The organism is Myroides sp. N17-2 (assembly GCF_002286775.1).
GTDB lineage: Bacteria > Bacteroidota > Bacteroidia > Flavobacteriales > Flavobacteriaceae > Flavobacterium.
Genome location: NZ_NSGJ01000074.1, coordinates 1 through 12,122, shown reverse-complemented (window position 1 = coordinate 12,122; position 12,122 = coordinate 1). Strand labels below are relative to the sequence as shown.

10 protein-coding genes, 1 tRNA gene and 1 pseudogene are annotated in these 12,122 nt (G+C 34.4%); 4 read left to right on the top strand and 8 right to left on the bottom strand.

The features are described from left to right. Positions 1-290 precede the first annotated feature (290 nt). The gene (locus CF599_RS18720) at positions 291-1,025 is read left to right on the top strand and encodes a hypothetical protein (RefSeq protein WP_143824838.1); all 735 of its coding nucleotides are present in this window, start codon (positions 291-293) and stop codon (positions 1,023-1,025) included. Between the two features lie 153 nt (positions 1,026-1,178). Here CF599_RS18720 and CF599_RS18715 read toward each other — a convergent pair whose 3' ends face one another. After that, positions 1,179-2,084, bottom strand: coding sequence for an OmpA family protein (locus CF599_RS18715; protein WP_121967451.1), 906 nt, complete (start codon positions 2,082-2,084; stop codon positions 1,179-1,181). A gap of 28 nt (positions 2,085-2,112) precedes the next feature. After that, positions 2,113-2,877: an exodeoxyribonuclease III gene (locus CF599_RS18710; protein WP_121967448.1), complete on the bottom strand. Its 765-nt coding sequence runs from the start codon at positions 2,875-2,877 to the stop codon at positions 2,113-2,115. Between the two features lie 194 nt (positions 2,878-3,071). On the opposite strand from CF599_RS18710, the gene CF599_RS18705 reads away from it, so the two are divergent. Continuing rightward, a complete protein-coding gene (locus tag CF599_RS18705) occupies positions 3,072-4,892 on the top strand; it encodes a lysophospholipid acyltransferase family protein (protein WP_121967447.1) in 1,821 nt (606 codons plus the stop codon). A 144-nt stretch (positions 4,893-5,036) separates the two neighbouring features. Here CF599_RS18705 and CF599_RS18700 read toward each other — a convergent pair whose 3' ends face one another. The 5 genes from CF599_RS18700 to serS form a co-directional block, all read right to left on the bottom strand. Continuing rightward, positions 5,037-5,978 (bottom strand): 2-hydroxyacid dehydrogenase, encoded by a 942-nt coding sequence (locus tag CF599_RS18700; RefSeq protein ID WP_121967446.1) that lies wholly within the window; start codon positions 5,976-5,978, stop codon positions 5,037-5,039. 30 nt (positions 5,979-6,008) lie between these two features. After that, positions 6,009-7,361 carry a magnesium transporter gene (mgtE, locus tag CF599_RS18695; protein WP_121967445.1) on the bottom strand — a complete coding sequence of 451 codons (1,353 nt, stop codon included), beginning with the start codon at positions 7,359-7,361 and terminating at the stop codon, positions 6,009-6,011. Next, positions 7,351-8,130: a 16S rRNA (adenine(1518)-N(6)/adenine(1519)-N(6))-dimethyltransferase RsmA gene (gene rsmA, locus CF599_RS18690; protein WP_121967444.1), complete on the bottom strand. Its 780-nt coding sequence runs from the start codon at positions 8,128-8,130 to the stop codon at positions 7,351-7,353. The genes mgtE and rsmA overlap by 11 nt, the downstream gene beginning before the upstream one ends. A gap of 10 nt (positions 8,131-8,140) precedes the next feature. Then, positions 8,141-8,452 (bottom strand): DUF4286 family protein, encoded by a 312-nt coding sequence (locus CF599_RS18685; protein WP_121967443.1) that lies wholly within the window; start codon positions 8,450-8,452, stop codon positions 8,141-8,143. Between the two features lie 116 nt (positions 8,453-8,568). Continuing rightward, on the bottom strand, positions 8,569-9,840 hold the full coding sequence (serS, locus tag CF599_RS18680; RefSeq protein WP_121967450.1) for a serine--tRNA ligase: 1,272 nt from the start codon (positions 9,838-9,840) through the stop codon (positions 8,569-8,571). Positions 9,841-10,158: 318 nt separating this feature from the next. Here serS and rseP point away from each other — a divergent pair, with 318 nt between their 5' ends. Further along, entirely contained in the window at positions 10,159-11,505 is a 1,347-nt protein-coding gene (gene rseP, locus CF599_RS18675; protein ID WP_121967442.1) for an RIP metalloprotease RseP, read from the top strand. Positions 11,506-11,590: 85 nt separating this feature from the next. After that, a tRNA-Asn gene (locus tag CF599_RS18670) sits at positions 11,591-11,664 on the top strand. Between the two features lie 362 nt (positions 11,665-12,026). On the opposite strand, the pseudogene CF599_RS20015 reads toward CF599_RS18670, so the two are convergent. Beyond that, positions 12,027-12,122: pseudogene (locus CF599_RS20015) on the bottom strand (transposase); the annotation flags it as partial.

Sequence of the window (12,122 nt, the reverse complement as noted above, 5' to 3'; positions counted from 1 at the left end):
TTCCTTCACTACCTTTTTAATGAATTCCTGATGATAGCGCTGTTTTACTTTTTTTTCTATTGACTTTTCCATTTCTTATGGGTATTTAAAACTGTACAGTTTTTTCAGGACGGGTCACTGTTTTTTCATGCTTGTAAGTACTGATAAATATAGGGTTAAGAGGAGTTCTGTTTTGGATGTTTCTGAGAAATTATATTTGTAATATTATTGTAGAGTTGTTCTAAAAAGGAATGATTTTTATACGTTTTAAGCACTTATTTCGTATTTTAGAGTGCTGTAATAAATTATTTATGGAAGAAGTTTTAAGTTTTTTATGGAGGTTTAATAAAGAGGTTACTATTATTTTAGAGCCTCAGCAAATATTTATTGATAATGAAGAATTACCTACTTATTGGAAAGAAGCTTTTAATTCTACGACAAAGGAGGATAAGCTAAAGGTGATTTTAAATGAGTGGAGTAAGTATAATGGACAGTTGAGAGAAGTTAATAGGTTCTTATATAAAAACCTTTTGGATGTTTTGTTAATTGAAGATAGGGAGGAGTATTCACTATTGTATATAATGTCAAATTCAAAAGGAGAAACTTCTTATTATCAAGGGAGATTACCTATTAAGAATATGATGAATAATAGTGGTATAGTTGAGTTATGGGCAGCATTACCTGATGACGTTAAAGTTATTTATGAAGAACTACACGATGGGTGGGTTTATTACCCTTCACAATCAAATGGGCTTTCTCCGATAGTGAATTTGACTATCTTAGGAGAGGATGAGTGGGGTGTGTTAGAAGAACTAGAGAATGCTGATGTATTACAAACTAAACTTAATCAAAGTATTGGTGTTTTTCATAATGGAGCAGGTTCTTATCTAGCAATTGATGCTTATGAAGTAGATAAAACATTTGGATTTTTTTGGTTTAAAGATAGAGCTCCTAAACTAGATGTTCATTTTTGGGGAATGTTTAATGCTTGGTTTTTCGTTAGTATTGATGAAGATTACAATGTATATGCTGACAATGAATCGTAATGAAGTTGTCCATAGAAGAGCCTCTATATATTGCTAAAAAACTATTATGTATGTAAAAGAATCTTCATTTAATAGAAATAAGGTAGACTTATCTAAATACAAAAGTCCCCTGAATACCCTTCAGAGGACTTGATATATTAACTTGTAATCAGATTACAATTGATTCAACATTGAGTTGATTTTATCTAAGTTAGGCGTTAGGATTACTTCTATACGTCTGTTTTTTGCTTTTCCCTCAGGAGTATTGTTACTCATTAGAGGAGCGAATTCACTTCTACCTGCGGCAGTAAGATTGCGTTTATCTATACTTGGAGTTTGTTCTAGTATAGATACGATAGTTAAAGCACGTTTAGTAGATAGATCCCAATTGGTCTTTATTCCCTCACCTAGATTACCTAGTATCTTATCGTTATCAGTATGTCCTTCTATTAGTACAGTGATGTCCGGATTATCCGCTAATACCTTTCCTAGTTCGACTACAGCACCTTTACCCTCATCACTGATAGTCCAGCTACCAGATTTGAACAGTAGTTTGTTCTCCATAGAAACATAGACTTTTCCGTTCTTCTGTTCGATGGTTAATCCTCTTCCTTCAAAAGCATTAAGTGCGCTAGACAAATTGTCTTTTAAAGTACGCATTTGTTTATCATTAGCAGCCAAGATACTCTCTAGCTCTGCTACTCGTTTTGATTTAGCTTCAAGTTCAGTTTTTGCTTTTGCTAGGCGTGCTGCCTCAGCTTTTAGCGTCTCTGTACTGTGTTGTTCAAGATTATTATATGAGCTTTCTAAGTCCTTTAATTTGTTTTGAGCAGCTGAAATCTCAGCATTTAGATTACTTCGCTCTTGCTGAAGCTCTTTTAGTTGGTCAGCTAGTTTGCGTTTAATATTCTCTAAATCTGTGTTTGAACTATTCATTAGATCTAGTTCACCATTAACTCTTTCGTTTTCTGCTAGAGCATCTTTATATTGTTGATCTAATTCGTTATAAAGCTTTCTAGTTACACAAGAAGAGAACATTGCAACGGCTAGTAATCCTAAACCAATACGTTTTATAGCTATCATATTTGTTTTTTTTTAGTGGGTATATTTAAGCATCTATTTCAACTAAGATAGGGCAGTGATCAGAGTGCTTAACGTCTGGCAGAATAGTCGCATGTTTAATCTTCGCTCTTAATGGCTCAGTTACTAAGTGGTAGTCTATTCTCCATCCTTTGTTATTATTACGTGCATTAGCTCTGTATGTCCACCAGCTATAGTTATGAGGTTCTGTATTAAACATACGGAAGCTGTCTATAAAGCCATTATTGATAAACTTGTCTAACCATGCACGTTCTTCTGGTAAGAATCCTGAAACTTTAGCATTGCGGATAGGATCGTGAATATCGATAGCCTCGTGACAGATGTTATAGTCACCACAGATGATAAGATTTGGAATTTCTTTTTTAAGAGCATCTATATAAGTAAAGAAATCATCCATATACTTATATTTAAAATCTAGTCTCTCTATATTAGAAGCAGAAGGTAGATATAGAGACATTACTGAGACTGTATCAAAGTCTACTCTAACGTTGCGTCCTTCAAAGTCCATATAGTCTATTCCTGTTCCGAATACGACGTTATTAGGTTCTTTTTTACACAAGATAGCTACACCGCTATATCCAGGTTTCTGAGCAGGATAGTAGTACTGATATGGGTATCCAGCTGCTGCGATATCCGCCACAGGTACTTGATCTTCTTTTGCTTTTATTTCTTGAAGACAGATGACATCTGGGTTTTCTTCTTGTATCCAGTCTATAAAACCTTTGTTTATTGCAGCGCGAATGCCGTTGACATTATATGAGATAACTTTCATGTATAATATTTAAGTAATTTGAAAAATCAAAAATAGAAAAAATATATGTTTTGATTAAATGTCTTATCTTTGTTTTAATCAGATATTTATATATTTTATAAACGCTTTTTTAGCTTTAATATGTCATGTCTGATAAAATAAAATGGAATAGCTAAAGATTTTAGTATATTTGTATTACTTAATTTTGAATTTTAATGGGGTTAGTAACGGCGAAGGAAGTAGCAAAAGCAATTAACTTAGATAAATACGGCGTATTAGGAACTTTCTCAGGATGGTTGTTGATGAAAACGCTAAAAATCACTACGTTAAACAAAATTTACGACCGCAATAAGCATTTGACAAACTTAGATTTCTTAAATGCTATCTTAGAAGAGTTTCAAATTGAATTTGAAATAGATCCAGAAGAACTTAAAAGACTGCCTAAAAAAGGGCCATATGTTACCATTTCTAATCATCCATTAGGAGGAATAGATGGTATTTTGTTATTAAAATTAATGTTAGAGCATGACCCTGACTTTAAGATAATCGCTAATTTCTTATTGCATAGAATTGAGCCACTGAAGCCTTATATTATGCCAGTGAATCCATTCGAAAACAATAAGGATGCTAAATCTAGCGTTATAGGGTTAAAAGATACATTAAGACACTTAAGTGATGGCAAACCTTTAGGTATTTTTCCAGCAGGAGAGGTTTCTACTTATCAAGATGATAAACTTGTAGTAGATAAACCTTGGGAAGAAGGTGCTATTAAGTTAATAAAGAAAGCAAATGTACCTGTAGTGCCTATTTATTTTCATGCAACAAATAGTAAGTTATTCTATTTCTTGTCAAAGATAAATCCTACGTTGCGTACAGCAAAGTTGCCTTCTGAATTATTAACACAGAAAAACCGTGTAATCAAAGTAAGAATCGGTAGATCTATATCTGTAGAAGAACAGAATGAGCACTACGATATCAATGATTATGGTAACTTCTTGCGTTTTAAAACATATCTTTTATCAAACGCTTATAAAGATGAAGATACCCGTAAGTGGATTAAAGTACCTTCATTTAATTTCAAATTTCCAAAGAGTGTGAAAGATATCATCGAACCACAACCAAAAGAAAAGATATTAGAAGAGGTTAATGCGCTTAGAGAGGGTGATCATCGCTTACTACAAACTAAGAACTACGAGATTTTCTTGTGTAAGTCTGATAAGATACCTCATATCCTTACTGAACTAGGTCGTCTTAGAGAGATTACTTTTAGAGAAGTAGGCGAGGGAACGAATAATGAACTTGATCTTGATAAATACGATAAGTATTATCATCATATGTTCTTATGGGACAGTGAGACAGAGAAGATCTGTGGAGCTTACCGTATGGGATTAGGTGCTGAGATATATAAGAAGTACGGGATTAACGGGTTTTACCTTAATGAGTTGTTCCGATTTGAGTCTGAGTTATACCCTATGATGGCGCAGTCTATAGAGATGGGACGTGCATTTATCATTAAAGAGTATCAGCAGAAGCCTATGCCTCTGTTCTTATTATGGAAGGGGATCATACATACTACGCTGAGATATCCAGAACATAAGTTCCTAATAGGAGGGGTGAGTATTAGTAATCAGTTCTCTGATTTCTCTAAATCGTTAATGATAGAGTTTATGAGATCTCACTACTTCGATCCGTACATCGCACAGTATGTAACACCGAAGATGGAGTATAAGGTAAACTTGAAGGATAGTGAGAAGGATCTAATATTCGGAGATGCTGAGGCGGATCTAAACAAATTTGATAAAATCATTGAGGATGTTGAGCCAGGGAAGTTGAGAGTGCCAGTATTAATCAAGAAATACATTAAACAAAATGCTAAGGTTATTGCATTTAATGTGGATCCACTGTTTAATAATGCTATCGATGGTCTGATGTATATCAAGATTTCAGACTTACCTGAAAGTACAGTAAAACCTGTAATGGAGGAGTTCGAAGCTGAGCTAGAACGCAAAATCCAAGAAGAACAAAACAAAAAATAAGAAATTATATATAATAGAGAGCTCCATAAAGGGGCTCTTTTTTGTTGGTAGAGTAAGTGAAGATTATAAAATACTGATTGGAAAATAAAAAAGGCTTTATTCCACAGAATAAAGCCTTTTGATATGATATTTTGTTATTTAATATTAGAGTAATTTGATCTTATCGATAATTACTTGTGCTAGTTTCTCTTTGCTTTCGAATGTCCATCCCGCTATATGTGGAGATAACAGTACATTCTTTGCTTGGATTAAGTATTGCATAGGTTCAGGTAGACTATTGTCAGAGAACATATTCTCAAATGAAGACTTCTCGTATTCTAGTACATCTAGTGCAGCACCTCTTACTTTTCCTGATTTTAAAGCATTGACTAAGTCAGTTGTATTAACAGATTTTCCTCTAGCGGTATTAACAAACCAAAAAGGTTTAGCAAAGCTGTTAATAAATGATTCATTAATTAAGTACATTGTCTCAGATGTCTGAGGGGTGTGTAGACTTAATATATCAGCTTTCTCTTGTAGCTCTTGTAGGGATACTTGTTTCGCATATTGATTTTCAAGACCATCTTTTAGGTCATAAAAGATGACTTCGCAGTCGAATCCTTGAAGACGTTTAGCGAAAGCATTACCCATATTGCCATATCCTATAATACCTACTGTCTTACCTTCAATCTCGAATCCTCTATTTCCCTCACGTATCCAGATACCCTGTCTTACTTCTTGATCTACTAGATTGAGCTTGTTCATTAGACTTAATAACATCCCTAAAGCATGTTCTCCTACAGCTGATCTATTGCCTTCGGGAGCTGCGATAAGTGCGATGCCTTTGCTTTCTGCATACATACAGTCTATATTCTCTAGTCCTGCACCGACACGGCCGATGAACTTTAGATTAGTTGCTTTTTCTAGGAATGATTGGTCTATAGAGAAGCGACTTCGAATGATGATTCCTTCATATTCATGGATAATATCCTCTATCTCCGCTTTTGTAGTCGTATAGTTTTCTACGTTAGTATAACCTAGCGCAGCTAACTGAGTAATCATTAAAGGATGGTTACTGTCGATATGTAGTACTTTCTTAGTATTCATTTTAATAATCTAGTTGTGTAAATTAGGAACTTAAAACCCTAAAATAGCCTTGGCAATAGAGAAATATATCAAGATACCAAAGATGTCATTACTTGTTGTTATAAATGGACCAGTAGCTAATGCGGGGTCTATACCGTATTTATTTAGAAAAATAGGCACGAAAGTACCGATAAGACTGGCGATAATAATAACACTTATTAAAGCAATAGAAACGGTAATACCGATGATGTAGTCCACTCCTAATAAGAAATGACTACCTAACATCATCAAGATAGCTAGTAAGAAACCATTTAGTAAACTAAGTGTTACTTCCTTTCCTAAACGTTTCCATATCGAACCAGTGATGGTGTTATTCGCTAATCCCTGTACGATAATAGCAGAAGATTGTACTCCTACATTCCCTGCCATCGCTGCAATAAGGGGAGTAAAGAAGAATAATACTCCGAACTTCTCCATCGCTCCTTCAAAACTTCTTGAAACATTAACAGCGACGAATCCTCCGATCATAGCTAATACTAACCATGGCAATCTCGCACGCGTAAGCATTAAGATACTATCATTAGCCTCTACATCTTGTGAGATACCCGCAGCTAACTGATAATCTTTATCAGCTTCTTCCTTAATAACGTCTACGATATCATCTATCGTAATACGACCAACTAAGCGTCCCATCTCATCTACTACAGGGATAGCCTCTAAGTCATACTTCTGCATTATACGGGCTACCTCTACATCTTTAGTGTCTACTTTTACATAATCTACGTTACGTATATATACGTCACTAATATGTGTAGTAGTTGAAGATGTAAGTAAATCTTTAAGTGATAGCCTTCCTTTTAGACGACCATCGTCATCTAATACATAAATAGAGTGAACGCGTGATACATTCTCTGCTTGTTTACGCATTTCTTTTACACAAGTTAGTATTGACCAATTCTCATTGACAGATACAAACTCTTTCGCCATAAGTCCCCCTGCTGTGTCTTCGTCATAGCGCAAAAGCTCAACAATGTCTTTCGCGTGTTCTAAATCTTCTAGCTCAGAAAGAACTTCTTCTTTTTTGTCTTCAGGTAATTCGGAGATAATATCAGCAGCATCATCCGTGTCTAATTCATCTAACTCCTCCGCAATTTCTTTAGGGGACAGATTCTTTAAGATCTTTTCACGGACGTCTTCATCTAATTCTAGAAGTATTTCGGCTGTGACTTCACTATCTAATATATCGAATAAGTATATGGCTTCCTCTACAGAAAGCTCATTCATAATCTCCGCTATATCGGCATAGTGTATGTCTTTAAGGATTTCTAATAATCCTTGTTCATTGTTTTCAGCTATTAATTCTTCGAATTGTTGTAAAGATTCTTTACTGATTTTAAACTCCATAGGCTTCTATTATCTTAGTTAGTTCTATAAATTGTTTATAGTCTAATTGTTCTGGTCTTAGATTAAATACTTCTTGTGCTCTGATTTCTTCAGGTAGATTATAGGTTTTTAAGCTATTACGAAGTGTTTTTCTTCGTTGATTAAAAGCTGTTTTTACTACAGTGAAGAACAGTCTCTCGTTACATGGTAAGCTATAGTCTTCTTTTCTACGCATACGCAGTACTCCAGATTTAACTTTCGGAGGTGGGTTAAACACATGCTCGTCTACAGTGAATAGATATTCAGTTTCAAAAAATGCTTGTGTTAATACAGATAGAATACCATAAGCTTTAGTTCCTTTTTTCTCACAGATACGTTGTGCTACTTCTTTTTGGAACATTCCTGAGAACTCAGGGATATAATCTCTTAATTCTAATGCTCTAAACACGATCTGTGTTGAGATGTTATAAGGAAAGTTACCGATAACAGCGAACGGCTCTTGGTTAAAAGCACGTACAATATCGAATTTTAAGAAATCCTGGGCGAAGATGTGATCGTGAAGTTTAGGATAGTGTGCCCCTAAATAGTCTACAGATTCAGTATCTATCTCTACTACGAATGTCTCTATTGGTTTATCTAAGATATATTTAGTCAGTACTCCCATACCTGGACCTATCTCTAATACTTTCTTATAACCTTCTAAGGTTAGGGTATCAGCGATATTCTTTGCTACACTCTCATCAGTTAGGAAGTGTTGTCCTAAATGCTTTTTTGCTTTTACTTTATCCATTGGTATTTTATTAGTGTTCGCTAATTAATTCTAGCTCTGTCTTAAATGTCAACATTAGTTCTCCAAATAACTTCTTCGCTTCGTTCTCAAAACGATCAAAGTCTTCTTTGTAGAATTGGTCAAGTCTTTCTTTATTTGTTGTTTCAAATTGAAGAGAATAAGTTTTACCTCCCATTTCTTCTTCAATTAATACTTTTATGATACGTGCTTTATCAAACTTACCAGTAGCAAGCATCGCAGGTATATAAGCATTCTTTGTCCATTGCATCCACGTGTCGTGGGCAGTCTCATGTATATTAATTGTAACGTTATAAATAATCATAATTTAGATAAGCGGAATTATTTTAATTGTGCAAAGATAAAAAAAGCACCAAAACTCTGTTTACTAGTATTTGGTGCTTTTAGTTATAAGATTATATTTTTAAATTGACTTAGTAATTAGTCTATGATATCAAATCCTGTATAAGGACGTAGTACTTCTGGTATTACGATTCCTTTTGGAGTTTGGTAGTTTTCTAAGATACCTGCTAGAACACGTGGTAACGCTAGTGAGCTACCGTTTAATGTGTGAGCTAGTTGGTTCTTTCCGTCTTTATCTCTAAATCTTAGTTTCAGTCTATTCGCTTGGAATGTCTCGAAGTTTGATACAGAGCTTATTTCTAACCATCTGTCTTGTGCTGTAGAGAATACTTCGAAGTCATAAGTCAGTGCAGATGTGAATCCCATATCTCCACCACATAATCTCAAGATTCTGTATGGCAGTTTTAACTCGTTTAATAGACCTTTAATATGTTCTACCATTCCATCTAAAGCTTTATAAGAATTATCTGGGTGTTCGATACGTACGATCTCTACTTTGTCAAATTGGTGAAGACGGTTAAGACCTCTTACGTGTGCTCCATATGATCCAGCCTCTCTACGGAAACATGGTGTATAAGCAGTACACATAACTGGTAGTTCGCTTTCCTGTAAGATTACATCTCTAAAGATATTTGTTACCGGTACCTCTGCCGTTGGGATTAAGTATAAATCATCAACTGTAGAGTGATACATTTGTCCTTCTTTATCTGGCAACTGTCCTGTACCGAATCCTGATGCTTCATTAATCAAGTGAGGCACTTGGTATTCATTATATCCTGCTCCTGTATTTTTATCTAAGAAGTAAGAGATTAATGCTCTCTGTAAGCGAGCTCCTTTACCTTTATATACGGGAAATCCTGCTCCAGTGATTTTATTACCTAGTTCGAAGTCGATAATGTCGTACTTTTTAGCAAGTTCCCAGTGAGGCATTGCTCCTTCATGTAATGTTGGTACTTCACCAGCTTCGAATACATTTAAGTTATCATCAGCATCTTTACCTGCAGGTACGATATCTGTAGGTACGTTAGGTATAGTATATAGTTTCTCTGTTAATAATGCAGATACACTATTAAGTTCTTCATTTAATTGTTTGCTTTGATCACGTAGGTTAGAAGTTTTTTCTTTGATAAGTTCTGCTTTCGCTTTCTCACCACTCTTCATTAACTCACCGATACTTTTGGATAGTTTATTAGATTCTGCTAATACATTGTCTAACTCCACCTGTGTGCTTCTTCTTTTCTCATCTAATTCAAGCACTTCTTTTAGCAAATCAGCAACATCAAGATTTCTTTTGGCAAGTCCTTTCACTACCTGATCTTGATTTTCTCTAATAAAACCTATCTGTAACATATTATAAAATATTAATTGTAAAGCAAAGTTAGAAAATAGTTTTCTATTAACAGCTATTTTACCTACCTCTTTGTGCCTTTTATCTAACAATATGCATTTTATTGGGTAGTTTTTTGGTTTTTTTAAATCAATATTGTGTAGTAGTGGTTATTCTGTGTACCTTGTATTTAGGTTCCTTTTATGGGTTTATATCGAGGTGCTTCTCTTGATTTATGTGAAAGAATTGATAATTTAAGCCTTGAATTAAAAAAATGTAAGATTAGTTAAAGTAAAATTTTACTTTTGTCTTAATAATATTACAGTTTGTAAAAAATAAAAATGGATATACTTATTAAATTATCTCAATTCTTATTGAGTTTGTCTTTGTTAATTATCTTACACGAGTTAGGGCATTTTATTCCTGCTAAACTTTTTAAAACACGTGTAGAGAAGTTTTACTTGTTTTTTGATGTTAAGTTTTCACTCTTTAAAAAGAAGATTGGAGATACAGTTTACGGAATTGGTTGGCTACCTTTAGGAGGATATGTAAAGATATCTGGTATGGTGGATGAAAGTATGGATACTGATCAACTAGCAGGTGAGCCTCAACCATGGGAGTTTAGATCTAAACCAGCTTGGCAACGTTTGATTATTATGCTTGGTGGAGTTACAGTTAACTTTATTCTAGCTTTCCTTATATATATAGGTATGGCTTATACTTATGGTGAATCATATATTGCTAATAAAGATATTAATCATGGTATTTGGGTACAAAACCCAATATTAGAGGAGGCAGGTCTTAAGACAGGTGATAAGGTTTTAACTGTGGATGGCAAGGAGATTGTGAAGTTTAATAGTCTTCCTGAAGCTATTCTTATGGGGGATGATATAGAAGTTGAACGCAATGGTGTAGTAGAACACATAAAGCTACCTGTTAACTTTCTAGGACAAATTACTGAAAATAAAGGGAATGGTTTTATTGGATTGCGTATACCTTTTGTAGTTTCTGGATTCGGTGAGAATTCTATTAATGAAAAGACATTAGCCCTAAAGGATATAGTAAAGTCAATTAATGGAATTGATACTCCATTTTTTGATATGGTAGCTCCTGTTCTAGAAGAGAATAAAGGAAAGACTATTCCTGTAGTTGTTAACCGTGATGGAAAAGACATGACAGTTAATGTTAATGTAAATGCAGAAGGTAAGATGGAGACATACTATGCTCCTGCATTACCATTTGATAATTTACAAAAACTTGGACTGTATGAGATCAGTAGAGAAGAGTATTCTTTAGTAGAAGCTATTCCTGCAGGATTGCATATGGGTAAAGATAGAGTAGTTAGTTACTTCGGACAGTTAAAGAAAATTATACAGCCTGAAACAGGTGCTTATAAAGGAGTAGGTGGGTTTAAAGCTATCTATGATATTTTCCCACAGTTCTGGAGTTGGCAAGTTTTCTGGGGAATTACAGCGATGCTATCTATTATGCTTGGTGTAATGAACTTGTTGCCTATCCCTGCACTAGATGGTGGGCATGTAATGTTTTTATTATATGAGATGATCTCGGGACGTAAACCAAGTGATAAGTTCTTAGAGAAAGCACAAATGATTGGTTTCTTTATACTTATAGGTTTGTTGCTGTTCGCTAATGGTAACGATATTTATAAAGCCATCTTCGGTAAGTAAAAAAATAATAAAAAAAAGCTTGTTGTGTTTGCAAGAATGAAAAAACGTTTTATATTTGCATCGCAATAAAGGTAATATATCACCTTCCTTCTTAGCTCAGTTGGTTAGAGCATCTGACTGTTAATCAGAGGGTCCTTGGTTCGAGCCCAAGAGAGGGAGCAGAGAAGCCAGTCATTGACTGGCTTTTTTCTTATAACCTTTAGGTTATGGAATTTTAAAAACAAGAATACAAGTAGAGAAATTTACTTTTTAAGGGGATTGAAAAGCGATATCATTAGGTATCGCTTTTCGCTTTTATATAAGTCTGTGTTTTTAACCACAATATAATTCATTTGTGATAATAGTATAATGCCAAGTAGAATCTTTAGTAATGATAGAGAATTTAGGGGATCCATTCACCAATATATAATCAAGAAGAACCCGAGGCATTCCGGATCAATCTCAAAAGTTGTGTTTATGCATAAAGTTTAGTCAATCTGTATAAGAAGAAGCCAATATCGGATCAATCTCAAAAGTTGTGTTTATGCATAAAGTTTAGTCAATCTGTATAAGAAGAAGTCAATATCTCTTACTCCTCTAAATTGAGCCCTGAATGCTTTAATTTTGGCATTAAATGA